The following is a 23,380-nucleotide window of genomic DNA, read 5'->3' on the forward strand; positions in this document are numbered from 1 at the left end:
GGCACGGCGGCGGCGGATCGGTGCGGGCCGCCCGCTACGCCGTACAGGTCATCAGTGAGCTGATCGGCCAGGCGCGGTACGCCGTCCAGTACGCCTCGTCGCGTACGGAGTCGGCGGGTGGGGTCCGGTTCGGCTGCCAGCCGACGGTGACGAAGCCCGCTTCGACGGCGGCCTCGGCCAGGTCGGCGTGGGCCCACTCGCGGAATTCGAAGGGCACCGGTGGTTCGGTCAGGAAATGTGCCTTGAGCAGCGGCGCGTCGCCGTCGTGGACCCGGTCGAGGATGCGCACCCCGTACGGCGACCAGTCCACGCGGGGGAACGCCCCCGCGTTGGGGACGATGGCCAGCAGCCGCCCGCCCGCCCGCAGGTGGGCGCGGACGGACCGGAACATCGCGTGCAAGGCCCTGCGGTCGGGCGCGTAGCTGAAGACGTACGCGGCGGTCGCGAGGTCGAAGGGGCCGAGGTGCGGCAGGCCGGCGGCATCGGCGACGTGGTACTCGACGTCCGGCCGGTCCTTGGTCGCCTCGTGCTCGCGGGCCTGGCGGATCATCTCCTCCGAGACGTCGACACCGACGGTCCGCCGGGCCCCGCCACGGGCCAGCAGCCGTGTGTTGTATCCGTATCCGCAGGCCAGGTCGAGGGCGTCGAGCCCACGCACCCCGCCGAGGGCGTCGAGGGCTCCGTGCAGGGTGTAGGTGTCGGCCGCGGAGAAGGCGGCCGTGCTCGTGGACTCCGCGTAGCGCTCGCCGATGGTGTCGTACTGGAACCGCATGCTCTGCCTTCCGGGGGCCTGCCGGGGGTGGGACGCCTCGGTATCGTGCCCCGCGGCGGCGTCCGGGGCGTGGCCCGCACACCCGTGCGTCCCCCGGACGAGGGAAGCGGTCGGCCTAGCGGCCGGGGCACGGTCGCGACCGGCCGGGATGCAGGGGCCGCCGCCGAGGGCGCATCCTGGCTGTGTGATGGCCAGAGCGGACAGCGTCGGCGCCGCGCCGGATACCACCGATGCCCCTGATGCGACGGCCCAGGTGCTCGTACGGGCCGTCACGAGTGCGCTGGAGGCCGTCGGGGGGTACGCGGGCGGGATCTACCTGCGCTCGCCCACCACCGGGCTGCTGCTGCTGGCCGTGTTCACGGGGCTGCCGTTGCAGCTGTTCCGGCCCTGGTGGCGGATGCAGGTGAACCGCCCGTACCCGGTGGCCGAGGCCTACCGCTCCGGGCAGGCCGTGCTGCTGCCCGACGCGGAGTCGGCGATGAGCCGCTTCCCCCAGCTGATGGCCGGGCTGCCGTACCCCTTCGCCTCGCTGTACGAGCCGGTGACCGCCGGGACGGACCGGTTCGGTGTGCTGGTGGTGCTGCGCGAGGCGACCCCGGGGCTGCCGGTCGGGACGGCGGACCGCGACCGGCTGCGCCGGGCCGCCGAGCAGCTGGCCGCCGACCTCACCGCCCTCGCGGAGGCCGGGGGGCGGGTGCTGTGGGAGGGCGACCCGATGGGCGTGCCGGCGCCACCGCCCGAGGCCGGTCCGGAGGGTGCGCGCAGGGCCGCGGACCGGCTGCCGCAGGCGGTGCTCTCCCTGGACCGGGAGGGCCGGATCGGCTACGTGAACACCGCTGCGGAGCACCTGCTCGGACTCGACGGCCCGCATCTGCGGGGGCGGCTGGTGTGGGAGTCGCTGCCGTGGCTCGGGCATCCCACCTACGAGGACCACTTCCGGGCCGGCTTCATGTCCGGCGAGCCGGTGCACTTCCCCGCCCGGCGCGGCCGGCACGCGCCCGGGCAGTGGCTGTCGGTGGACCTGTACCCCTCGGCCGACGGTGTGACCCTGACGCTGGGCACCTCCGCGAAACCGGCCTACGCGCCCGAGTCACGGACCCGCCAGGACCCGGGCGCGGACACCGACAGCGACACCCGCACCGCCGCCGCCACCACCGACACCGACACCCGTACCGCGGCCGGCACCGGCGCGGACGGGTACGCGGACCTCGACGTGTCCGCCGAGGAGGCTTCGGCCCTCTACCGGCCGGTGGCCCTCGCCATCGCGCTGACGGAGGCGGTCACGGCCCGGCAGGTGTCGGCGGTGGTGACCGAGGAGCTGCTGCCGGCCTTCGGGGGCCGACAGCTGGCGATCTACCTGCTGGACGAGCGGCATCTTTACCTGGCCTGGGAGACCGGTTTCCCGCAGGGCTTCCTCAACCGGTTCGACGGGGTCTCCCTCGATGTCCGGCTGCCGGGAGTGGAGACGCTGACCACCGGCCGGCCGATGTTCTTCGAGTCGATGCAGCACTTGGCCGCCGCCTATCCGGGCATCCCGTTGGACGCCGACGTCGGCGCCCGCGCCTTCCTGCCGCTGATCGCCTCCGGCCGTCCCGTCGGCTCGTGCATCCTCGGCTTCGACTCGCCCCGCGGCTTCAGCCCGGAGGAGCGTACGGTGCTGACGGCGTTGGCCGGGCTGATCGCGCAGGCGCTCGCACGGGCCCGGCGCTACGACAACGAGGTGGCGCTCGCCCGCGGTCTGCAGTCGGCCCTGCTGCCGCACCGGCTGCCGGTGCGCGAGCACGTCGACACCGTCGGCCGCTACCTTCCCGGCACCCAGGGCATGGAGGTCGGCGGCGACTGGTACGACGTCGTCGAGACGGGCTCCGGCCTGCTGGCCCTGGTCATCGGGGACGTCCAGGGCCACGGTGTGGCGGCCGCGGCGACCATGGGCCAGCTGCGCAGCGCGGTACGGGCCTTCGCGCTCAGCGGGAGCACCCCGGAGCAAGTGGTGAGCGGCACCAACCAGCTGCTCATCGACCTGGATCCGGGCCAGTTCGCGAGCTGTTGCTACATGTTGCTCGACCCGGCGTCGGGCTCCGTCATGGCGGCCCGGGCCGGGCACCCCCAGCCGCTGCTGCGCCACCCGGACGGCCGGACCGAGGTGCTGGACCTGGCGGGCGGGGTCGTGCTCGGCATCGATCCGGAGGCCTCGTACCCGGTCACTGGGCTGCGGCTGACCCCGGGCTCGATCCTCGCCCTGTACACGGACGGGCTGGTGGAGCAGCCGGGCCTCGACATCGACGTCGGGGTGGAGCGGCTGCGGACGGCCCTGGAGGCGGCCCGGCCGTCCCCGTTGACCGAGACCGCGGACCGGCTGATCAGCGAGGCCGGCAGCAGCGCCGACCGGCCGGACGACATCGCCCTGCTGCTGGCCTCCCGCACCGGCGGGGACGCGTAGGCGGTCCAGGGCCTGTCCTGCGGTCGGTTCAGTCGGGGCTCGCCAGGGTGAGCGCGGTGTTGACCAGGCCGACGTGGCTGAACGCCTGCGGGAAGTTGCCGAGTTGGCGTCCGGCGAGGGGGTCGTACTCCTCCGCGAGCAGGCCGACGTCGTTGCGTACGGCCAGCAGACGCTCGAACAGGGCGCGGGCCTCCTCCCGCCGGCCCGTCATGTGCAGGGCGTCGGTCAGCCAGAACGAGCAGGCGAGGAAGGCGCCTTCGTCGCCAGGCAGCCCGTCCACCGTGGAGTCCGCGGTGCTGTAGCGGCGGACCAGTCCGCTGCTGCCGAGCTCGGCGCGTACCGCGTCGACCGTGCCGATGACCCGTGGGTCGTCGGGCGGCAGGAAGCCGACCCGGGGGATGAGCAGGGTCGCCGCGTCGAGTTCCTCGGAGCCGTAGTACTGGGTGAAGGTTCCGCGCACCGGGTCGTAGCCCCGGTCGCACACGTCGCGGTGCACCTCGTCGCGCATGGCCCGCCAGCGTTCCACCTCGCCGTCCAAGGAGGGGTCGCTCTCCAGGGTGCGTACGGCCCGGTCGGCCGCGACCCACGCCATCACCTTGGAGTGCACGAAGTGGCGGCGGGGGCCGCGGACCTCCCACAGGCCCTCGTCGGGGCGCTGCCAGTTGCGTTCGAGGAAGTCGAGCAGCGCGAGCTGGATGCGCCAGGCGTGACGTTCGGAGGGCAGCCCGGCCGACCTGGCGAGGTGGAGGGAGTCGATGACCTCCCCGTACACGTCGAGCTGGAGCTGGTCGACGGCGGCGTTCCCCACGCGGACCGGGGCGGAGGAGGCGTAGCCGCGCAGCCAGGGCAGTTCGCTCTCGGGGATCCGCCGCTCGCCGCCGATGCCGTACATGATCTGGAGGTCGGCGGGGTCGCCCGCGACGGCGCGCAGCAGCCACTCGCGCCAGGCGCGGGCCTCGTCGAGGAAGCCGGTGGACAGGAGCGAGCCGAGGGTGAGGGTGGAGTCCCGGAGCCAGCAGTAGCGGTAGTCCCAGTTGCGGACGCCGCCGAGCTCCTCGGGGAGGGAGGTGGTGGCCGCGGCGGCGATGCCGCCGGTCGGGGCGTAGGTGAGGGCCTTGAGGGTGATCAGGGAGCGGGTGACCGCCTCCTCGTACGGGCCCTCGTAGCGGCATTGCGAGGTCCACTCCCGCCAGTCGGCGAGGCTCTGGTCCAGTGCGTCGAAGGGGTCGCAGGGCTCGGGGCGCGGCCGGTGCGAAGGGTGCCAGGTCAGTACGAAGGCGACGCGCCGGCCGGCGGTGACCGGGAACTGGGAGCAGGTGCTGTTCGCCTCGCCCCAGGTGCGGACCGGGGGTTCGCTGCGGAACCAGGCGGAGTCGGGTCCGGCGACGGCGACCCGGTCGCCGTCGCTGCGGCGCACCCAGGGCACGACGTGGCCGTAGTCGAAGCGAAGGCGCAGGGTGCTGCGCATCCGGACCGTGCCGCTGATGCCCTCGACGATGCGGATGACGTCGGGGGCGACCTCGCGCTGGGGCATGAAGTCGGTGACCTTGACGGTCCCGGTTTCGGTCTCCCAGTACGATTCGAGGATCAGCGAGCCGTCGACGTAGGCGCGGCGGGTGCAGGGCTCGCCGGCGGTGGCGTCGAGGGGCGCGATGCGCCAGTGGCCGTTCTCCTCGTCGCCGAGGAGCTTGGCGAAGCAGGCCGCCGAGTCGAAGCGCGGCAGGCACAGCCAGTCGATGGACCCGTCGCGGCCGACCAGTGCGCTGGTCATCAGGTCGCCGATGAGTGCGTAGTCTTCGATGGGTTGTGTCATTTGTGCGCTATTCCCCTGAATGTCCGGGGCCAATCAGTTCGGCCCCGGACACCGCTCATGGCATCAGGAGATCGTGACGAACTGACCGATGCTCGGTACGCCCTGGGCGTCGAGGGCGAAGAGCATGTAGGTGCCCGGCAGGACCACACCGGTGTCGGCGGGCACGGACACCTGGTACGTGCCGCCTCCCGTGGCGGTGGACACCACGGGGACCCGGCGCTGGTCGTTGTCGGTGGAGTGGGTCGCGGCGGCGGCCCGCATCAGGACGAAGGACGCCACCGGACCCTGGGTGCTCACCGAGAGCGAGGCGCCGGGAGCGGCCCTGGGGGGCACGCCGGCGGTGATGGCGGGACGCGGCTTCGGGGTTCCGTCCGCGTTGAGCAGGTACGGCGGGGTGAAGATCGCCCCGTCGGCGTGGTTGGTGGCGCAGTCGCCGCACAGGCCGCCGCCGCCGGAGAAGATCCGTCCGTCGGGCAGCAGGTTGGCCACGCTGTGGTAGTTGCGCGGAACGGCCATGGTGGCGAGCGGGGTGAAGGTGCCGGTCGCCGGGTCCCACAGCTCGGGGGTCATGACGGAGGTGGCGTCGCTGAACGGCACCGGATAGGCCTGGCCGCCGAAGACGGCCACCTTGCCGTCGGGCAGGACCACGCTGTTGCTGAAGGCCCGGGCATGCTCCATGTCACCCGTGCGGGCGGCCTGGACCTGACTGCCCGAGATGCCCACGGTGTAGGCGCGCTGAGTGGCGGGGCTGTCCTGGTAGGCGGGTGAGCCGCCCAGGGTGAGCAGTTTGCCGATGTCGTAGGCGACGGCGTTGCCGGTCATGGCGTCCTGGCTGTCGGCCCGGGTGCCGGCGGAGGTGATGCCGCCCTGCCCACTGGTGGAGATCCAGTTCATCTGCTTGCTCGGGCCCAGTTGCAGCACCTTGCCGCCCGAAGTGGCGTGCAGCCACATGTGGTTGTCGGCGCGGTAGGGTCCGGCCGGGTCGGCCGTGAGCGCGGGGGCGGCGGGCACCCCGGGGAGGGTGCGCCAGGTGCGGGTGTCCGGGGACCAGACCTCACCGGCCTTGTCGGTGCCCGTGGCTCCGCTCCAGGACCCACCGAGGACGAAGGCCTCGCCGGTGGAGAGCAGGGTCATGGCCTGGTAGCCGCGGGCTATGTTCATGCTCGTGGTGGCGGACCAGGCGTCGGTGGCCGGGTCGTAGATGCTCGCCTTCTCCGCGTTGCTGCCGCCGGTGACCAGGACCCGGCCGTCGGCGAGCATGGCGATGCCGGGACAGAACATGTCGTGTCCGGTGTTGTCGATGCGCCGCTGGGTGACCTTGCCCGTCTTCAGGTCCAGGATCGCGGTCTGCGTGTAGCCGTTGCTGCCGCCGAAGCGGTCGACGGCGTACGCGGACCAGGCCAGCAGCTTGTCACCGGGCAGGGCGGCGGTGGCCACCGGCACCAGCGGGAAGCCGGTGATCCGGCCCCAGGAGCCGTGGACGGCCGGGCTGGAGGGTCCGCTCAGGCGGATCTCACCCGCGGAGGTCCACGGTCCGCGGCCGCCCGCCTCGCTGGTCGCGGTCAGCCGGACGAAGCGGGCGGATGCGGAGCGGGTGAAGGTGGCGGTCTTGACGGTGTCGTCGTCGCGCCAGGTACCCGTGGCCACCGGTGTGCCGAAGGTGACGCCGTCGGTGCTGGTGGAGATGGAGTACGCGCCCACGCGCCCGTTGGGCCCGGTGGAGCGGGGATGGTAGACGAGGGCGGAGACCACCTCCGTGCGGTGCATGTCGATGGTGATGCTGTGCGGCAGCGGGGTCGGTGTGGGCACGTACCTGCTGTGCCAGAGGGTGTTGTCCTTGCCGTCCAGCACGTTGGCCGCGCGGCCGTTCTCGCCGCCGGTCTCCTCGTCGCTCGCCGTGGCCGTCCATCCGGCGCGGGACAGGTCGATGGTGGCCGCCGGGGTGCCGGGATCGCCCAGCAGGTCGATCTCGGCGGCGGAGGACCAGGGTCCACGGCCACCGGCCTCGCTGGTCGCGGTCAGCCGGACGAACCGGGCGCCCTGCGGGGCGAATCCGAGGGTCTTGGGGCTGGTGTCGTCCGCGAGCGTGCCGGTGGCGACCGGGGTCGCCCAGCCCAGTCCGTCGGCACTGAGGCTGATGCTGTACTCACCGATGCGCCCGTTGGGCCCGTTGGTGCGGGGGCGGTAGACGAGGGCGGAGACCACCGCCGTGCGGTGCATGTCGACGGTGATGCTGTGCGGCAGCGGGGTCGGGGTGGGCACGTACTTGCTGTGCCAGAGGGTGGCGGCGTTCCCGTCGAGGACGTTGTTCGCGCGGCCGTTCTCGCCGACGGTCTCCTCGTCGCTCGCCGTGGCCGTCCATCCGGTGCGGTCGAGGATCGGAGCCGTCGGCTCCATCGCGTTCGCGGGGACGATGCCGTGGTGCGGCGACTGTTTCGCCGTCTGTTGGTCGAAGGGTACGGGCGCGGGACGGGGTGCCGGGGCGCGGCCGGCCGCTGCCGTGCTCGTGACCACGAACATCGGGGTCAGACCGATCAGCAGGGAGCCGAGGCCGAGAGCGATGAGCAGATGGGAACGGCGTATCGCGCGGTGGAAGGCGAGGAAGCGCCTGGACTGCAATCTGACCTCCTGGGGCGAACTGATGTGCCCCGTAGAAGATAGGTGAGCACAGCAGCAACTCACCTGAAGTCAAAAAGAGTTGGCGCAAAACCGTATGGCCGGTCGGAATACGTCGACGCCGGGTGGACCACTGCGGCCCACCCGGCGTCGCGCGAAAGGCAGACCGGCCCTAGTCGCGCACGAGCAGCATGACGGCGGCGAGGACCACGCCGAGGGCGACAGCGAGCGCGCCGTGGGCGAGGCGGTGGCCGCGCAGGACGGGCACGAAACGGTCGACGGCGTACCGGCCGGGGCCGGTGAGGGCGAGCGCCGCGGCGCCCGCGGTCAGCAGCAGCTCGTACTCGATGCCCTTGGGGGCGAAGAAGGAGTCGGTGCCGTGGACGGCGATCGCGTTGATGAGGGTGCCGACGACGGCGGCTCCGGCGAGCGGGGTGAGCAGCCCGAGGACGAGGCCGAGCCCGCCGAGGGTCTCGGTGAGGCCGGCGAGGACCGCCATGGCGTCGCCCGCGGGGTAGCCACTGGCGGTGAAGAACTGACCGGTGCCGCTGATGCCGCCGCCCCCGAACCAGCCGAAGAGCTTCTGCGAGCCGTGCGCCGTCATGGTCAGACCGAGGACCAGGCGCAGGAGGAGCAGGCCGGTGTCGTGGCCGGGGGTGGAGAGGGCGGGGAGGGCGGGGCGTACGGCCGGTGCGGCGGCCTGCGGCTTCGTCGCGGTGACGGAGGGGCTGGTCATCGGGGGGGGTCCTTCCGGTCGGGCGGCCCGGTGGGGAGGCAGGAAGAGGGTTGTTCAAATTCGAACCGCTGAGCCCCGACCCTAACCATTGATTCAAATTGGAACAACCCGTGTAGTCTGGAGCCATGCCTGAACCGAGATGGTTGGACGACCGCGAGATGCGCGCCTGGAGCGGCTTCCTCGCCGCGTCGGCCCTGGTGAACCGCCGTCTCGACCAACAGCTCAAGGACGACGCCGGGCTCTCGCACCCCCAGTACGAGATCCTCGTACGGCTCGCCGCCGCGCCCGGGCGCGAACTGCGGATGACCGAGCTGGCCAACGGCCTGATCAACTCGAAGAGCGGGCTGACCTACCAGGTCACCCAGATGGAGAAGGCCGGCCTCGTCCGCCGCCGCAGCTGCCCCTCCGACGTGCGTGGCGTCTTCGCCGTTCTCACCGACGCCGGCAGCGCCAAGCTGGAGGAGGCCGCCCCCGGACACGTGGCGACGGTCCGGGAGATCCTCGTCGACGTCCTCACCGTCGAACAGCTCGACGCGCTCGCTGACGGGCTGGGCGAGGTCGGCCGCCGGCTGCGCGGAGAGGCCGCTCGAACGGAACCGGCCGCCGCCGAGGTATCCCGGCCCGATATCGGGGTATAGGGCCGCCATGGACGGAAAGGTCTGGCTCGCCCTGGGCACGCTCCTCGCGGTGGGGGTCGCGATCTTCGCGGCCGTGCTGCTCACGCGGGTCTTCGCGGCCCGGCGACTGCTCGTCGACGCGGGGATCCCGCTGCAGGACAAGGCCCTGTTCTGGGTCGCGGTCGTCTACACCGTCTCGCCGGTGGACCTGATTCCGGACCCGGTGTACCTGGACGACATCGGGATCCTGCTGCTGGCGCTGCGCTCGCTGCACGCGGCGGCCGGGGCCGCCCGCTCCCCGAAGGAGCCCGGCGCCACCGCGTGACGGGGCGTTCCCGGTCGGACGTGCCGGTCGAAGTCCGGATCAGCGGACGTCGCGGGGCCGGAACTGGACGCTGATGCGGGGACCGACGGCCCGCGCCGACTTGGGTACGGCGTGCTCCATCGTCCGCTGGCAGGAGCCGCCCATCACGACGAGGTCACCGTGCCCCAGGGGCAGCCGCAGCAGCGTGGCCCCGCCCCCGCGGGGCCGGAACGCGAGATCGCGCGGGTCGCCGACGGAGACGATGGCCACCATCGTGTCCTCGGTCGACGAACGGCCGGTCCGGTCCCCGTGCCAGGCGACGCTGTCGCGGCCGTCGCGGTACAGGCAGAGACCGGCGGTGGTGAAGGGCTCACCGAGCTCGGCGGCGTAGTGGCGGGTCAGCACCTCACGAGCGGCGGTGAGCGAGCCGTGCGGCAGGGGCTCGTCCGCCCCGTAGAAGGCGAGCAGCCGGGGCACGTCCACCTCCCGCTCGTACATCTGCCGCCGCTCGGCCTGCCAGGGCACGTCGGCGGCCAGCCGCTCGAAGAGCGCGTCCGCGCCCCTCAGCCAGCCGGGCAGGTGGTCGACCCAGGCGCCCGCACCGAGTTCGGTGCGCCGCATGCCGTCGAGAGGGCCGAGCCGGATCTCGTCGCCCTGGTCGAAGAGGGAACCCTGAAGGCCCTGAACCGCGTGCATGACTCCAGCCTAACCCCGATAACCGAACACATGCGCGAATACATCGAAGTGCGTGGGCGCGCCCCCGCCGTCAGCCTCGGGGTGGGGGCTGGTGGAGGCCGAAGGGCGTGCCCTGGTCGTCGTGGCAGAGCCGGAAGCGCCCGAACCGGGCGATCGACTCCTCGCCGCCGCCCAGGTCGATGTCGTCGATCGAGCCACCGAGCGCGCGGACCTGTTCGACGGCCACCGCCATGTCGTCGACCTCGAAGAAGAGGTACGGGCGCGCGCCCGGATCGTTGTCGTGCAATCCACCGGGGACGTTCGGGGTCCGGATGGCGAACCCACCACCGTCGCTCGAGCCCGGTCCGAAGGTCCAGCCGAACAGACCGCCGAAGAAGGTGCGGGCCCGCTCGGCGTCCCCCACGCCCAGCTCGAAGAAGGAAACCTCACCGACCATCGCCGACTCCCGACTCCCGTCGCCCATCGCCCGGCGCCCGTCGGCCTTCGGCCGTGCCCGGGCCGTGCTCCCACGGTAGGTCCGAGCCCGTCCGGTCGCACCCGGCGACGGCGGCGACCGAGGCGTCGGCGAAACCGGATCGACGGCGGCGTTCCCGCGCGCGAGCATGCGCTCACCGAACCGCCGGAGGAGCCATGGGATCCAGAGACGCCGACATCGACTTCACCTTCTTCGACCCGACCACCGTGCGCGCCGTCTTCGACGCCCTGACCCCGGCGGGCTGGTCCGCCGAGGAGGTGCCCGGCTGCGTCAGGTACCTGATCAATGACGCGGCCGACCTGTACGACTGGTCCGCCGGAGCCCCCGAGCGACTCGACGAGCTGCTGACGGAGCTGGACTCACCGGCGCACCTGCCGTACGTCGTCTGTCTCAACGTCTACGCACCGCGGGCGCGGACGGGCGGCACCCTCATGTTCCACCCCGGTCGCACGGCGGTGTCCTTCAGTCCCGTCATCGACCGCCGGCGCATCCCGGGGGCACCGGAGTTCACCGACCTCGCCTGGTACCTGCACGCACTGGTTCCGGGCCTGGTCACGACGGGCCTGAAGGGCTACGAGGCTCACGAGATCCGCTGGTAGGGAGTCATGGGCGGCCGGCAGAGCAGGGTGACGACCACCGACGCCCCGGCCGCGACGGCCATCGCCGTTCCCGGGGCGAGGTACTGCGCCAGGCCTCCGACGATCGCGGCGCCGATCCCCTGCCCGGTCATCCGGCCGGCCGACTCGACTCCCTGGACCTGGCCCCGGATGGCTTCGGGGGTCTCCTCGAGGAGCTGCTCCTGGAGGGGCAGGGTGGCCGCGAACCCGATCCCGGCGAGGCCCACCGCGACGGCAGCGTCCACGACGGGCGGGTGGACGGCGAACAGCAGGAAGGGGCCGGCGAGCAACAGCCTCAGCCCGAAGCCGAGGCGGCGGCGCCGGTCGGCGTCGAGCAGCCGGCCGACGATCAGGTCCCCGAGGAGCATGCCCGCCGAAGTGGCGCCGAGGAGGATGCCCGCCCGGCCGGGGTCGTAGGAGAGGAACAGGGCCTCACAGCCGACGATCAGGCCGTTCGGGACCCACAGGTTCAGCAGCAGCGTCCGGCGCCCGGGGTGGGCGAAGAGTTCGGCGTTCGTCGTCCAGGTCCGGCGCAGCCCGGGTCGGCGGGTGAGCCGGATCGAGTGCTCCCGGACGGTGGCGGCCACCACCGCCGCGCCGAGGGCGGTCAGGGCCGCGGCGAGGACGAAGACCCCGTACGGGCCGATGTACCGCAGGAGTAGGGCGCCGGCCGCGTAGCCGACGATCACCATGCCGCCCGCGGTGACGTTCATCAGCGAACGGGCGGGCGCGTACGCCGAGCCGGGTACGACCTCGGCGAGCAGCCCCAGCCGGGTACCGGTGCCCAGGGACTGGAAGAAGCCCAGCGTCAGCAGCAGAGCGAACCGGGCCGCGAGCGGCAAGCCCGGGACCGCCTGGGCGGCGACGCCCGCCAACGAGACGGACTGGAGCAGGAGGAGGGTCCGGCGGGGCCGTTTCCCGTCCGCGACGGACATCAGGGTCAGCGCGCCGAGCACCGTCGCGAACGTGGCGCCGTACATGCTCACGGCCGTCAGGAACGGTGAGCCGGTCCGGTCGTTGACGAGGGTGCCGAGCGCGAAGCCGGACAGGGTGCTCGCGGCGACGGTGAGGGTGAAGCTGAGGTAGAGGCCGCCGAACTCCTTGTTGCGGAGCAGGGCGCGGTAGCCGGTGGTGGGCGTGGTCGGGGGTGCGGCGGGACCGGTGGTCCGGTGTGAAGGCATGAAAAAAGCCTCCGGACACATGCACGGGGCACGCACGCCGAAGGCCAACGGGGTTATTCTAGCAGTCGTACCGGGCCAGTTGACGGACACTCCGGATGTCGTGAGCGGCACCGGAACCGTATTACCGCAGCGTAGGCTTGTGATCAGGGACTCACGGTCTTGGCCGCAGGCGCTGCGCACGGTAGCGTCACGGCGACATTTCCACATAGCGACGACGGCGAGACGGAAGTCCGGTGTGAATCCGGCATGGTCGCGCCACTGTGTGCTGCGGCGGCATCTCCACGATGGCGTCGCGGCGAGTCAGACCCGAGGACCGTCGTCCTGCACCACCGTATGGGACGCGTTGTTCCCCGAGGAGGTTCCATCATGGCCGAGGCGATCGCTTCCGCTGCCATATCCACCCCCGCCGCCGGCTCCGTGTCGGCTCCGCTGCCCGTCAAGGCCGTCCTGCCCTGGGCGCTGTTCGTCGGTCTCCTGATGCTCGTGGCCCTGTACTTCGTCGGTGCCGAGCAGGGCGCCACCGCCGTGTTCGCCGGCGAGGGCGTGCACGAGTGGGTGCACGACGGTCGCCACCTGCTCGGCTTCCCCTGCCACTGAGAGGCCACGCACATGTACGCCTCCACTGTCAGAGGACTACTGGTCCGCGGCATGCTCGCGGGCCTGATCGCCGGGCTGTTCGCCTTCGCCGTCGCCTATGTGGTGGGTGAGCCGCCGGTACGGGGTTCCATCGCCGTCGAGGAGGCCGCGGCGGCCGAGGAAGCCGCCCCCGCGGCCGGCGCTCACGCCGGGCACGGCGGTGCCGCCTCCGCTGCCGAGGAGGAGGAGGAGGAGCTGGTCAGCCGACCGGTCCAGTCGACCTTCGGCCTGGCCACCGGTGTCCTGGTCTACGGGGTCGCGCTGGGCGGCATCGCCTCCCTCGCGTTCTCGTTCGCCCTCGGCCGCGTCGGCGGGTTCAGCCCGCGGGCCACGGCCGCGCTCACCGGGGCGGGCGCGTTCGCCCTCGTCTACCTGGTGCCGTTCCTGAAGTACCCGGCCACCCCGCCGGCGGTCGGCAACCCGGACACGATCGGGCAGCGCACCACGCTGTTCTTCCTGATGATCCTGCTGAGCGTGCTGCTCGGCGTCGGCGCGATCATCCTCGGGCGACGGCTGGCACCGCGCCTGGGCAACTGGAACGCCACGCTGGCCGCGGCGGGCGGCTTCGTCGTCGCCACCGCCCTGGCGTTCGCGGTCCTGCCGGACAACAGCGACGCCGTCCAGCCCGGTTTCCCCGCGGCCCTGCTGTGGGAGTTCCGGGTCGCCTCGCTCGCCGTCCAGCTCGTCCTGTGGGCGGTGTTCGCCGTCGTCTTCGGAGTCCTCGCCCAGAAGCTCCTGGCCACGCGCGCCGAGGGCACGCGAGCGGCGGCTCCGGCTCAGCAGGAGGCGCCCGCGCTCGGCTGAGGTCGACCGTGACGCCTGTGCCCGGGCCCCGCCCACCCCAGCCGGGGGTGGCGGGGCCCGGGCACAGGCGCGTCCGGGCGTCCGCCGGCCGTCCTACGATGTGCGCATGAGTGCAGGCGGACATCCGGCAGGCGCACCCGGCACGCAGCCGACGCGGGGCACGCGCGTCGCGCCGGGCGCCCAGGTCACGCCGGAACGCGTTGACCGGCTGGAGGCCGCCGCGTCCGTACTCGCCCTGCTCGCCGACCGCACCCGCCTGGCACTCATGGAACACCTCGGCCGGGGCGAGGCCGATGTCACCACCCTCACCGAGGCCTGCGGAGCCGCCCGCCCGTCCGTCAGCCAGCACCTCGCCAAGCTCCGTCTGGCCGGACTGGTCACCACCCGCAAGGACGGCCGCCGGGTCGTCTACGCGCTGGGTCACGGGCATCTGCGGCGACTGGTGGACGAGGCCCTGAACGTCGCCGACCACCAACTCGGTTCCCTCCCACCGCACGACTGACCGACCCGCCCACCGCATTCGACGGTCGGGCGGTCGGGCGCCAGGAGCTGTCCCGCGACGATCGCGGCGAGCGTGAGCCCGCACGGCGCACAACAGGTGCACAGGTGCGCACATGTTGTCTACGCTGGAGTCGACATGCTGTCATCGATCCGCCGACCGGGACGGGGACCGTGCTGTCCGTACTGCGCAACAGCGCCTATCGCCGCCTGTTCACCGCCCAGGTCATCGCCCTGGTCGGAACCGGCCTCGCCACCGTCGCGTTGAGCCTGCTCGCCTACGAACTCGCGGGCGAGAACGCCTCGGCGGTCCTCGGCACCGCCTTCGCGATCAAGATGATCGCGTACGTCACCATCGCCCCGCTGATCGGCGCGGTCGCCGACCGGATTCCCCGCCGTGTGCTGATGACGGCCATGGACCTGATCCGCGCCGCTGCGGCGGCGGCCCTTCCGTTCGTCACCGAGATCTGGCAGATCCACGTCCTGATCTTCCTGCTCCAGGCGGCGTCGGCGGCGTTCACCCCGACCTTCCAGGCCACCGTCCCCGCGATCCTGCCGGCCGAACGCGACTACACCCGGGCCCTGTCGATGAGCAGGCTCGCCTACGACCTGGAGAGCCTCTTCAGCCCGGTCCTGGCCACGGCGCTGCTCAGCCTGGTGTCCTACGACTGGCTGTTCGCCGGTACGACCGTGGGCTTCCTCGCCTCCGCCGCGCTCGTGGTCGCCACCGCGCTGCCCGGACCCGCCCCGGTCGAGCGCACCGGCGACCGCGCCAAAGCCCTCTTCGGCACCCACCTCTTCCGGGCCACCCCCCGGCTGCGGGCCCTGCTCGCACTCGACCTCGCGGTCGCCGCCGCCGGCGCCGTCGTCCTCGTCGACACCGTCTCCCTGGTACGGGGCCACCTCGGCCGTCCGGCCGGCGCCGTCGCGCTCGCCCTCGGGGCGTACGGAGCCGGGTCCATGGTGATCGCGTTGCTCCTGCCCCGCCTCCTGCGACGCACCACCGACCGCGCCGTGATGCTCCGTGCCGCCTTCGCCCTCCCGGTGGCCCTGGTGGCCGGGGCCGCCCTCACCGCGACCGGCCCCCACACGTGGTCCTGGCCCGCGCTCCTGGCCGTCTGGGCCACGATCGGCGCCGCCTGCTCGGCCGTGCTGACTCCGAGTGGCCGGGTGATCCGCCGCTCGACCGCCGACGCGGACCTGCCCGCCGCTTTCGCCGCCCGGTTCTCGCTCTCCCACGGCTGCTGGCTGCTCACCTATCCACTGGCCGGGTGGCTCGCCACCGGGGCGGGGCTGCCGGTCACCGTCCTGGTCCTGGGCGCCGTCTCCCTGGGCGCCACCACGGCCGCGGCGACGACCTGGCCGGCCCGGGACCCGGACCGGCTGGAACACGTACACCCCGATCTGCCGCCCGACCACCCGCACCTCGCCGACGCCCGCCCCGCCACGGACGGTTGGCGACACGGGCACCACTACGTCATCGACCGGCACCACCACCGCTGGCCCGGAAAAACCCCTGGCCGGTCGTACCGCGGAGCGTTACGATCACCGCGATGACCACTCACTCCCTTCACAGATCGGGGGTCCCGTCCACGCAAGGTGAGCGCTGATGCCCACCGAGAACGTGCACGGGGATTCCCGCCTCTCCCTCTGGCTCCGCGTACGCGAGTACGCCGTGCCGGCGTCCATGATCGAAACCGCGACCGCCCGCCGCTCCGCCGGGGACTGGGCAGGGGCCTGCGCCGCCGCGGGCATCGACGTCGATTTCGATCTCCGTTTCCTGGCGCGCTCGCGCGGCCACGACCTCGCGGCCCGGATCCGGGCCGACCTTCGCCATCTGGCGCCCGACCTGTTGCGCTGGCACATGCCGCGCATCGCTCCCGACGGACTGCTGCGCCCCGGCCTGACCCTGTCCCTGGCCCGCTACGACACGGCCGCGCCCGACGATCCGCACGGCGTGCACCCCGTACGCCCGGTGAACCCGGTACACCTCGTGGCCAGGACTCCGCCGGCCTGGGCCGACGGCGGTCAGCGCATCAGCCTCGCCCTGTGGGACGGAACCCGCGCGGAGCACAGCCCTTGGGGGGATCAGCAGCGCCGGGGCCGCCCCGACCGCCGGTTCCGCCTCGACCTGCACCGCCACCTGTGGGACGCCCGTAGGACCGACGAGCTGCGGGTCCGCTCCGGAGCCGACCGGCCACCGGCCGACGGTCTGCCCGCACCGGACCCCGAGCTCCTCGCGGCGCTCCCGGCCGGGCACCGGTGCGCCGTCGACCGGTGGGCCGCCGAGGCCGGGATCCTGCTCCGCGCCGAGGGCCGGACCAGCGGCGGCGTCGCCGTGCGGTTGGGCGCCCGGCAACGGCTGCTGCTGGACCTGGTCGCCGACGGCCCCGGGCCACCCGTGCTGCGGATCGGGGCGACACCCGCCGACGGCAGCGCCTCCGCGCTGCCGATCCTGCCCGACGCGTCCGTCCGGACCCTGCCCGACCTCGACCTGATCCGGGCCGGCTCGATCGACGCCGGGCGACTGCACCCGCTGGTCGCCGCGGCGTTGGTACCGGGCCGGGCGCCGACCGGACCGACCGGGACCGCGGACCGCTCCGGGCAGCCCCGCCTCGTCGACTGCCGGGGCGCCCGGCACCGTATCGGCCAGGTCGACGGGGTCCTGTCCGCGCTGGACCACGACCCGGCCGAGATCCGCCGGGAGGAGCTGCTGGCCGCGCTCGGCGGTACCCCGCTGCCCTGCCTGCGGGCCATCGACGCGGCGCACCGCCGGCCGGACTGCCTCACAGGGGTCCGCGAGCGCCTGGACCACGGCGACATCGCCGGCGCCCTGGCCGTGGTGGAGCGGCTCCTCGGCCCGGACGCCGTGCTGCGTGCCGGGGCGCTACGGGACGAGCTGCAGGCGGCGGCGCAACGGCGGGTCACCTACGGGCTGTTCCGGGCAGGCCTGGCCGGGCCCGGCCCGGGCCGGATCCGTGCGGGAGCGCCCCGCCCACGGGACCACCGGCTCCACCCGCGCCAAGCACACGCCCGCTGACCCCTGGGCGCCGCTCCCCCTCACCTCCGGCGCCCCGGCCCTCGCCCCCCGGTCCCCTCGACCGGCCCTTCCTCACGAACCCACAGGTGATCACACATGCCCTCGCACACCCTGCCCACGCCCACCGACACCTCCTCCCGGCTCGACGTCGCCGACCGGCTGCTGGCCCTGCTGCGCGACACCACCACCGAACCCCGCCCCGACGACCAGTTGGCGGCCCTGACCCTGGCCGTGGCGGCCGACCTGCCCGTGCTGCTGTGGGGGGAGCCCGGTATCGGCAAGACCGCGGCCCTGACCCAGCTCGCCGAGGCCCTGGACCTGCCGCTGACCACGGTGATCGCCAGCGTGCACGAGCCGTCCGACTTCTCCGGTCTGCCCGTCGTCGGGGACGATCCCGCCGAGCAGGGTGTCCCGATGGCCCCGCCGGACTGGGCCGTGCGACTCGTACGGGCCGGGCGCGGCCTGCTGTTCCTGGACGAGCTGTCCACCGCGCCGCCGGCCGTCCAGGCGGCCCTGCTCCGCCTCGTACTCGAACGCCGGATCGGCTCGCTCCAACTGCCGCCCGGGGTACGCATCGTGGCCGCCGCCAATCCGCGCGGCTCGGCGGCCGACGGCTGGGAGCTGAGCCCGCCGCTGGCCAACCGGTTCGTGCACCTCCAGTGGACCCACGACCACGACGTCGTGGTCCGCGGGCTCGGCGGGACCTGGCCCCGGGCGACGCTGCCGAGCCTGGACGCCGAGCGCCTGCCGGCGGCCGTGGACCACGCCCGCCGTGCGGTGTGCGGGCTCCTCACCACCCGTCCCGCCCTCGTGCACCGCCTGCCCAGCGGTGAGACCCGCCGGGGAGGTGCGTGGCCGTCACCTCGTAGCTGGGACATGACGGTGCGACTGCTCGCCTTCGCGCACGCGGCGGACTCCTCCCGAGAAGTACTGTCCATGCTGGTCAGGGGCGCCGTGGGGGACGGTCCGGGGCTGGAACTGCTGGCCTGCCTGGACCGGATGGACCTGCCGGACCCCGAGGAACTGCTCGCCGATCCCGGCGCCGCCGACCTGCCCGAGCGGGGCGACCGACGCCAGGCCACGCTGGACGGCGTGGTCGCGGCGGTCCGCAAGCGCCCGGACAGGTCCCGCTGGGACGCGGCCTGGGCGCTCCTGGTGCGGGCCCTGGAGACCGGCGCCCCCGACCTGGTGGTCGTCCCCGCGACCACCCTCGCCGCGCTGCGCCAGGAGGACTGGGAGGTGCCGGAGTCGATCGAACGGCTCGCCGGAGTGGTGACCCTCTCCCGGCGCGCGGACCTCTCGCAGGAGCGGGCGGCGGCCCGGACCGGGGATGCCGTCGGGGTCGGCCGATGAGCGGATCGGCGACGGGGGCAGGTCGGGCGGGGGCACTGGACCTCGACAAGCTCTTCGCGGCCCGGCTGCACGCCGCCCGGGTCCGGCCCTACCTGGCGACAGCCCTGTTCGCCCTGCACACGGTGGAATCCCGGCGGGTACCGACGATGGCCGTCGACCGGCACTGGCGGTGTTACGTCTCCCCCGGGTTCGTGGACCGGACACCGGTGGAGGAGCTCGCCGGCGTCTGGGTCCACGAGGTGTCGCACCTGCTGCGCGACCACCACGGACGCGGTGACCGGGTCGCCCGGGAACGCGGGCTGACCGGCCCGGGGGAACGGCTGCGGATGAACATCGCCGCGGACTGCGAGATCAACGACGACGCGTACGGGGAGGGACTGGTACGGCCCGAGGGGGTACTGACACCGGAGTACCTGGGGCTGCGCCCGGGCGAGCTCATGGAGGACTACCTGCGGCAGTTCGGGCTCGGACCGCTGACGCAGGACCTGGTCTGGCTGGACTGCGGCAGCGGCGCGGACGGCCTGGAACGCGAGTGGGACCTGGGGCCGGACGGCGCGCACGGCCTCAGCGCGCAGGAGCAGGACGCGGTCCGCTTCCGGGTGGCGCAGGGGATCAACGGCCGTCCAGGAGACACGCCCGCGGGGTGGCGCCGATGGGCGGAGGAGGCCTTCCACCCGCCACAACCCTGGCGGGAGTTGCTGGGGGCGGCGGTCCGCTCGGCGGCCTCCGGCGCGGGCGCGGGCGAGGACTACAGCTACGCCCGCCCTTCCCGGCGCTCGGCCGCGTTGCCCGGCGCCGTACTCCCGAGCCTGCGGCGGCGACCGCCCCGGGTCAGCGTGGTCATCGACACCTCCGGTTCGGTCGGCGACGACGAACTGGGCAGCGCGCTGCTGGAGGTCGCCGCGATCGCCCGCGCCGTGGGCGGCCGTAGCGACATGGTCAGCGTCGTGCCGTGCGACGCGGCGGCCCGGATCGTGCACCCGCTGTGCAGCGGGGAGGGCATCCCGCTGCTGGGCGGCGGGGGCACGGATCTACGCACGGGATTCGCCAAGGCGCTCGGTACGGGACCTCGACCGGACGTGATCGTGGTCCTGACGGACGGACAGACGGCCTGGCCGGACCGGCGACCTCCGTGTCGGACGGTGGTGGGCCTCTTCGACCGCGGAACAGGGGGAGGTTGGAGCGAGAACGACCCGGACTACGTGCCGGACACCCCGCCCTCATGGGCCCGCGTGGTGACCATCGGCTCCGGCCCCGGCACGCGGTGACCCGCCGAAGATGACGAAAGGTGTTCCGACAGGATACGAAGACCCTCGTGAGTGAGAAGACCCAGGCGGAGACCGTCCGCGTGTTCATAGCGCTGGCCCCGCCCGACGAGGCGAAGGAAGAGCTGGAGAAGCGGCTGGAGCCGACCTACGCCGCGTACCCGCGCATGCGGTGGAACCGCATCGAGGACTGGCACATCACCCTGGCCTTCCTCGGCGAGCTCCCGGTCACCGCCGTCGACCTCCTGCGAGCGCCGCTCGCGGAACTCGCCGAGACCCGTAGGCCCCTGCGGCTCGCGCTGCGCGGCGGCGGGCACTTCGACGAGCGGGTGCTGTGGACGGGGATCGACGGGGACCTCGACGGACTGCACCTGCTCGCCGCGGAGGTCCGCGCCGCGGTCACCGACCGCGGCATCCCCTTCCACGGCCGGCCGCTGCGCCCCCATCTGACGCTGGCGCGCTCCCGCCGCCACGACACCACCAGCGCGGTGGAGGCCGCCGACGGACTCGACGGCTTCGCCGGGCGCCCGTGGGAGACCCGTCGCCTCCACCTCGTCGGAAGCAACACCGGCCGCGGTCCCGGCCCCATCCACTACCGCGACATCCAGTCCTGGCCCTTCGAGGGCGGCGGCTGACACCGCCGTCGCCGCCGGGCCGCCGCGCCGCCGAGCCGTACGATGGCGGTCCACGGGGCGGACTCCCCTACCGTCGCAGTGCGCGGTACGCGGCCGGCGCGCCGCCCGACGGGTCGCCACCGCATACGGCGAGAGGCGGCACCTGGGCCGCCGCCGAACCGCACGAGCACCGCTGAGAGAGTCACCTGCCAACCTCCCCGGGAGTCAAGCATGAGGATGCTCATCAACAGTCCGCAGACCGTGGTCGCCGATGCCCTGCGGGGAATGGCGGCCGCCCATCCCGAGCTGGACGTCGACGTGGAGCGGCGAGTCGTCGTACGGCGGGACGCGCGGGCCGGCGGAAGGGTCGGCGTGGTGTCCGGTGGCGGGTCCGGGCACGAACCGCTGCACGCCGGGTTCGTGGGGCACGGGATGCTGTCGGCCGCGTGCCCCGGGGAGGTGTTCACCTCCCCGGTGCCCGACCAGATGGTGCGGGCGGCCGCGGCGGTGGACTCCGGCCAGGGGGTGCTGTTCGTCGTCAAGAACTACACCGGGGACGTGCTGAACTTCGAGATGGCCGCCGAGCTCGCCGAGGAGGACGGCCTGCGGATCGAGCGCGTCCTGGTCGACGACGACGTCGCGGTGACCGACAGCCTGTTCACCGCCGGGCGCCGCGGGACCGGGGCCACCCTGTTCGTCGAGAAGATCGCCGGGGCGGCCGCCGAGGAAGGGGCGCCGCTGGAACGGGTGGCCGCGCTCGCCCGGCGGGTCGACGCGTGTTCACGGAGCTTCGGGGTGGCGCTGAGCGCGTGCACCACGCCCGCGAAGGGCAGCCCGACCTTCGACCTGCCGGACGGGGAGCTGGAGTTGGGCATCGGCATCCATGGCGAACCCGGCCGGGAGCGGCGCCCGATGATGTCGGCGCGGGAGATCGCGGAGGTCGCGGTGGGGGCCGTACTGGAGGAGCTCGCTCAGATCGGGCCGGCCGACGGTCCGGTGCTGGCGCTGGTCAACGGGATGGGGGCGACGCCGCTGCTGGAGCTGTACGGCTTCCATGCGGAGGTGGCGCGGGTGCTGGCCGAGCGTGGTGTGCCGGTGGCGCGGGCGCTCGTCGGCAACTACGTCACCTCGCTGGACATGGCGGGGTGTTCGGTGACGCTGTGCCGGGCCGACAAGGAGTTGCTGCGGCTGTGGGACGCGCCCGTCCGAACAGCGGCGCTGCGCTGGGGTATGTGACCGTATGGTGGCGGTGGGACCGGCCCGACGGGTGCGAGGCGAGGAGATCCGGTGCGTGACGCAGAGTTCTTCCGGCGCTGGATGGCGGCAGCGGCGGCCTCGGTGGAGCGGGAGGCGGACCGGCTGACCGAGCTGGACTCCCCCATCGGGGACGCCGACCACGGGAGCAATCTGCTGCGGGGCTTCACGGCCGTGCTCGCCGCCCTGGAGGCGGAGCCGACGGCGGCGGCGCCGGGCGCGGTGCTCCAACTGGCCGGGAGGACGCTGATCTCCACGGTCGGCGGGGCGTCGGGACCGCTGTACGGGACGCTGCTGCGGCGCACGGGCAAGGTGCTCGGGGAGTCGGCCGAGGTGTCCGACGCGGAGCTGCGCGAGGCGCTGTCCGAGGGGGTCGGGGCGGTGGCGCGGCTGGGCGGGGCGGCGCCGGGCGACAAGACGATGCTGGACGCGCTGGTGCCGGGGGTGGACGCACTGGGTACGTCGTACCCGGCGGCCGCGATCGCGGCGGAGAACGGGGCGCTGGCGACGGTGCCGATGCGGGCGCGCAAGGGGCGGGCGAGCTACCTGGGCGAGCGGAGCATCGGCCACCAGGATCCGGGGGCCACCTCGTCGGCGCTGTTGTTGGGGGCGCTGACGGACGTGGCGGAGCCGGAGGGTGCGCGGTGACGGCCGAGCGGCAAGGGCCCGACTCCGCGCCCGACGCCGGCCCGGCCCTGGTCGGCATCGTGCTGGTGTCGCACAGCGCGCGGGTGGCGGAGGCGGTGGCCGAGCTGGCGCGCGAGCTGGCGGCCGGCGGAGCCGTGGCTCCGGTGGCGGCGGCGGGCGGCACGGCCCTCGGCGGGCTCGGCACGAGCGCGGAGCGGATCGTCGAGGCCGCCCGGGAGGTGGACCGGGGCGCCGGGGTGGCCCTGCTGGCCGACCTGGGCAGCTCGGTGCTCACGGTGAAGGCCCTGCTGATGGAGGACGAACTCCCGTCGGGTTCGGCCCTGTTGGACGCGCCTTTCGTCGAGGGTGCGGTGGCGGCGGTGGTCACCGCGTCCACCGGAGCCCCCCTGTCGGCGGTCACGGCGGCCGCCGCGGAGGCGTACGCGTACCGCAAGGCCTGACGCTCCCGGGCGCGGCGTCGGCAAGGTTGCCGGCACCGCGCCCGGCCCGATCCGCCCCGATCGGCAGGACACCCCTAAGGCCGGCCGCGGAGGGTTTCGATGTCGCGGCGCTCGCGCTTCGTCGGGCGGCCCGCTCCCCGGTCGCGGATGCCGACCACGGCGGCCTCCACGGGCGTGGGCGGCGGCGGGCTGTTGTCGATCAGGCATTCGGCGGCGACGGGCGCGCCGACCCGCTTGGACACGGGCCGCTTGACGACGACGATCCGCTCGCGGCCCGCGTGGAAGAGCCGTACCTCGTCCCCCGCGCGCACGGGCTGCGCCGGCTTGGCCCGTTCCCCGTTGACCTTCACGTGGCCCGCCCGACAGGCGGTCGCCGCGATCGAGCGGGTCTTGGTCAGGCGCACGGACCAGATCCACGCGTCCACCCGTACCGTGCCCGTGCCCGTTCCCTCATCAGCCATGCCCCGACTCTAGCGAGCCGGGCCCGGCGGACCCGAACGAGTTTTGGCGGATGCGCCAAGAAGTATGGCATCTGCCATGGATATCAAGCCAACAGAATTG

The 23,380-nt window shown here is 73.5% G+C and carries 23 protein-coding genes; 15 read left to right on the forward strand and 8 right to left on the reverse strand.

The annotated features are described in order from the left end of the window. Positions 1-34: 34 nt before the first annotated feature. A complete protein-coding gene (locus ACGFYY_RS06680; protein WP_393707427.1) occupies positions 35-772 on the reverse strand; it encodes a class I SAM-dependent methyltransferase in 738 nt (245 codons plus the stop codon). Positions 773-959: 187 nt separating this feature from the next. Between ACGFYY_RS06680 and ACGFYY_RS06685 the strand changes: the two genes are divergently transcribed. Further along, on the forward strand, positions 960-3,212 hold the full coding sequence (locus ACGFYY_RS06685) for a SpoIIE family protein phosphatase (protein ID WP_393707630.1): 2,253 nt from the start codon (positions 960-962) through the stop codon (positions 3,210-3,212). 28 nt (positions 3,213-3,240) lie between these two features. Here the strand turns inward: ACGFYY_RS06685 and ACGFYY_RS06690 are convergent, their stop codons facing one another. The 3 genes from ACGFYY_RS06690 to ACGFYY_RS06700 form a co-directional block, all read right to left on the reverse strand. Continuing rightward, positions 3,241-5,025, reverse strand: a complete 1,785-nt coding sequence (locus ACGFYY_RS06690; RefSeq protein WP_365280229.1) for a glycoside hydrolase family 15 protein — start codon at positions 5,023-5,025, stop codon at positions 3,241-3,243. Between the two features lie 63 nt (positions 5,026-5,088). After that, positions 5,089-7,644, reverse strand: coding sequence for a discoidin domain-containing protein (locus tag ACGFYY_RS06695; RefSeq protein WP_365280226.1), 2,556 nt, complete (start codon positions 7,642-7,644; stop codon positions 5,089-5,091). A 169-nt stretch (positions 7,645-7,813) separates the two neighbouring features. After that, positions 7,814-8,377 carry a DoxX family protein gene (locus tag ACGFYY_RS06700; RefSeq protein ID WP_393707428.1) on the reverse strand — a complete coding sequence of 188 codons (564 nt, stop codon included), beginning with the start codon at positions 8,375-8,377 and terminating at the stop codon, positions 7,814-7,816. Between the two features lie 125 nt (positions 8,378-8,502). Here ACGFYY_RS06700 and ACGFYY_RS06705 point away from each other — a divergent pair, with 125 nt between their 5' ends. Both ACGFYY_RS06705 and ACGFYY_RS06710 read left to right on the forward strand, forming a co-directional pair. Next, positions 8,503-9,015 carry a MarR family transcriptional regulator gene (locus tag ACGFYY_RS06705; RefSeq protein ID WP_365280220.1) on the forward strand — a complete coding sequence of 171 codons (513 nt, stop codon included), beginning with the start codon at positions 8,503-8,505 and terminating at the stop codon, positions 9,013-9,015. Between the two features lie 7 nt (positions 9,016-9,022). After that, a complete protein-coding gene (locus ACGFYY_RS06710) occupies positions 9,023-9,319 on the forward strand; it encodes a YkvA family protein (protein WP_365280218.1) in 297 nt (98 codons plus the stop codon). Positions 9,320-9,358: 39 nt separating this feature from the next. Here the strand turns inward: ACGFYY_RS06710 and ACGFYY_RS06715 are convergent, their stop codons facing one another. Then, positions 9,359-9,994: an alpha-ketoglutarate-dependent dioxygenase AlkB gene (locus tag ACGFYY_RS06715; RefSeq protein ID WP_393707429.1), complete on the reverse strand. Its 636-nt coding sequence runs from the start codon at positions 9,992-9,994 to the stop codon at positions 9,359-9,361. A 70-nt stretch (positions 9,995-10,064) separates the two neighbouring features. Continuing rightward, positions 10,065-10,430 (reverse strand): VOC family protein, encoded by a 366-nt coding sequence (locus ACGFYY_RS06720; protein ID WP_393707430.1) that lies wholly within the window; start codon positions 10,428-10,430, stop codon positions 10,065-10,067. Positions 10,431-10,624: 194 nt separating this feature from the next. Between ACGFYY_RS06720 and ACGFYY_RS06725 the strand changes: the two genes are divergently transcribed. Further along, entirely contained in the window at positions 10,625-11,068 is a 444-nt protein-coding gene (locus ACGFYY_RS06725; protein WP_393707431.1) for a hypothetical protein, read from the forward strand. Here the strand turns inward: ACGFYY_RS06725 and ACGFYY_RS06730 are convergent. Beyond that, positions 11,050-12,267, reverse strand: coding sequence for an MFS transporter (locus ACGFYY_RS06730; protein WP_393707432.1), 1,218 nt, complete (start codon positions 12,265-12,267; stop codon positions 11,050-11,052). The two genes, ACGFYY_RS06725 and ACGFYY_RS06730, sit on opposite strands and share 19 nt — an antisense overlap. A 366-nt stretch (positions 12,268-12,633) precedes the next feature. On the opposite strand from ACGFYY_RS06730, the gene ACGFYY_RS06735 reads away from it, so the two are divergent. The 11 genes from ACGFYY_RS06735 (at position 12,634) to ACGFYY_RS06785 (ending at position 22,819) form a co-directional block, all read left to right on the forward strand. Further along, entirely contained in the window at positions 12,634-12,864 is a 231-nt protein-coding gene (locus tag ACGFYY_RS06735) for a CbtB-domain containing protein (protein WP_393707433.1), read from the forward strand. A gap of 12 nt (positions 12,865-12,876) precedes the next feature. After that, positions 12,877-13,707 (forward strand): CbtA family protein, encoded by an 831-nt coding sequence (locus tag ACGFYY_RS06740; protein ID WP_393707434.1) that lies wholly within the window; start codon positions 12,877-12,879, stop codon positions 13,705-13,707. 106 nt (positions 13,708-13,813) lie between these two features. After that, the gene (locus ACGFYY_RS06745; protein ID WP_393707435.1) at positions 13,814-14,209 is read left to right on the forward strand and encodes an ArsR/SmtB family transcription factor; all 396 of its coding nucleotides are present in this window, start codon (positions 13,814-13,816) and stop codon (positions 14,207-14,209) included. 170 nt (positions 14,210-14,379) lie between these two features. After that, complete coding sequence (locus ACGFYY_RS06750; protein WP_393707436.1) at positions 14,380-15,762, forward strand: MFS transporter; 1,383 nt, start codon at positions 14,380-14,382, stop codon at positions 15,760-15,762. A gap of 52 nt (positions 15,763-15,814) precedes the next feature. Then, positions 15,815-17,245, forward strand: a complete 1,431-nt coding sequence (locus ACGFYY_RS06755) for a hypothetical protein (protein ID WP_393707437.1) — start codon at positions 15,815-15,817, stop codon at positions 17,243-17,245. A 96-nt stretch (positions 17,246-17,341) separates the two neighbouring features. After that, positions 17,342-18,598 carry an AAA family ATPase gene (locus tag ACGFYY_RS06760; protein ID WP_393707438.1) on the forward strand — a complete coding sequence of 419 codons (1,257 nt, stop codon included), beginning with the start codon at positions 17,342-17,344 and terminating at the stop codon, positions 18,596-18,598. Continuing rightward, on the forward strand, positions 18,595-19,866 hold the full coding sequence (locus ACGFYY_RS06765; protein WP_393707439.1) for a VWA-like domain-containing protein: 1,272 nt from the start codon (positions 18,595-18,597) through the stop codon (positions 19,864-19,866). Before ACGFYY_RS06760 ends, ACGFYY_RS06765 begins: the two co-directional genes overlap by 4 nt. Positions 19,867-19,913: 47 nt before the next feature. Next, positions 19,914-20,498 (forward strand): RNA 2',3'-cyclic phosphodiesterase, encoded by a 585-nt coding sequence (gene thpR, locus ACGFYY_RS06770; RefSeq protein WP_393707440.1) that lies wholly within the window; start codon positions 19,914-19,916, stop codon positions 20,496-20,498. Between the two features lie 210 nt (positions 20,499-20,708). Next, entirely contained in the window at positions 20,709-21,713 is a 1,005-nt protein-coding gene (gene dhaK, locus ACGFYY_RS06775; protein ID WP_393707441.1) for a dihydroxyacetone kinase subunit DhaK, read from the forward strand. Positions 21,714-21,764: 51 nt separating this feature from the next. Then, entirely contained in the window at positions 21,765-22,379 is a 615-nt protein-coding gene (gene dhaL, locus ACGFYY_RS06780) for a dihydroxyacetone kinase subunit DhaL (RefSeq protein WP_393707442.1), read from the forward strand. Continuing rightward, positions 22,376-22,819, forward strand: a complete 444-nt coding sequence (locus ACGFYY_RS06785) for a PTS-dependent dihydroxyacetone kinase phosphotransferase subunit DhaM (protein ID WP_393707443.1) — start codon at positions 22,376-22,378, stop codon at positions 22,817-22,819. The genes dhaL and ACGFYY_RS06785 overlap by 4 nt, the downstream gene beginning before the upstream one ends. A 74-nt stretch (positions 22,820-22,893) precedes the next feature. Here ACGFYY_RS06785 and ACGFYY_RS06790 read toward each other — a convergent pair whose 3' ends face one another. Next, on the reverse strand, positions 22,894-23,280 hold the full coding sequence (locus tag ACGFYY_RS06790) for an RNA-binding S4 domain-containing protein (RefSeq protein WP_030772809.1): 387 nt from the start codon (positions 23,278-23,280) through the stop codon (positions 22,894-22,896). Positions 23,281-23,380 lie beyond the last annotated feature (100 nt).

It is taken from the genome of Streptomyces sp. NPDC048331, from assembly GCF_043201215.1.
Taxonomy (GTDB): Bacteria; Actinomycetota; Actinomycetes; order Streptomycetales; family Streptomycetaceae; genus Streptomyces.

Bases quoted from the DNA above. Each gene is read 5' to 3' on its own strand.
- ACGFYY_RS06690 (WP_365280229.1), bottom strand. From the start codon at position 5,025: ATGACACAACCCATCGAAGACTACGCACTCATCGGCGACCTGATGACC.
- dhaK (WP_393707441.1), top strand. From the start codon at position 20,709: ATGAGGATGCTCATCAACAGTCCGCAGACCGTGGTCGCCGATGCCCTG.
- ACGFYY_RS06725 (WP_393707431.1), top strand. From the start codon at position 10,625: ATGGGATCCAGAGACGCCGACATCGACTTCACCTTCTTCGACCCGACC.
- ACGFYY_RS06760 (WP_393707438.1), top strand. From the start codon at position 17,342: ATGCCCTCGCACACCCTGCCCACGCCCACCGACACCTCCTCCCGGCTC.
- ACGFYY_RS06720 (WP_393707430.1), bottom strand. From the start codon at position 10,430: ATGGTCGGTGAGGTTTCCTTCTTCGAGCTGGGCGTGGGGGACGCCGAG.
- ACGFYY_RS06705 (WP_365280220.1), top strand. From the start codon at position 8,503: ATGCCTGAACCGAGATGGTTGGACGACCGCGAGATGCGCGCCTGGAGC.
- ACGFYY_RS06765 (WP_393707439.1), top strand. From the start codon at position 18,595: ATGAGCGGATCGGCGACGGGGGCAGGTCGGGCGGGGGCACTGGACCTC.
- ACGFYY_RS06790 (WP_030772809.1), bottom strand. From the start codon at position 23,280: ATGGCTGATGAGGGAACGGGCACGGGCACGGTACGGGTGGACGCGTGG.
- ACGFYY_RS06680 (WP_393707427.1), bottom strand. From the start codon at position 772: ATGCGGTTCCAGTACGACACCATCGGCGAGCGCTACGCGGAGTCCACG.
- ACGFYY_RS06710 (WP_365280218.1), top strand. From the start codon at position 9,023: ATGGACGGAAAGGTCTGGCTCGCCCTGGGCACGCTCCTCGCGGTGGGG.
- ACGFYY_RS06730 (WP_393707432.1), bottom strand. From the start codon at position 12,267: ATGCCTTCACACCGGACCACCGGTCCCGCCGCACCCCCGACCACGCCC.
- ACGFYY_RS06685 (WP_393707630.1), top strand. From the start codon at position 960: ATGGCCAGAGCGGACAGCGTCGGCGCCGCGCCGGATACCACCGATGCC.
- ACGFYY_RS06715 (WP_393707429.1), bottom strand. From the start codon at position 9,994: ATGCACGCGGTTCAGGGCCTTCAGGGTTCCCTCTTCGACCAGGGCGAC.
- ACGFYY_RS06755 (WP_393707437.1), top strand. From the start codon at position 15,815: ATGCCCACCGAGAACGTGCACGGGGATTCCCGCCTCTCCCTCTGGCTC.
- ACGFYY_RS06740 (WP_393707434.1), top strand. From the start codon at position 12,877: ATGTACGCCTCCACTGTCAGAGGACTACTGGTCCGCGGCATGCTCGCG.
- ACGFYY_RS06735 (WP_393707433.1), top strand. From the start codon at position 12,634: ATGGCCGAGGCGATCGCTTCCGCTGCCATATCCACCCCCGCCGCCGGC.
- ACGFYY_RS06700 (WP_393707428.1), bottom strand. From the start codon at position 8,377: ATGACCAGCCCCTCCGTCACCGCGACGAAGCCGCAGGCCGCCGCACCG.
- ACGFYY_RS06745 (WP_393707435.1), top strand. From the start codon at position 13,814: ATGAGTGCAGGCGGACATCCGGCAGGCGCACCCGGCACGCAGCCGACG.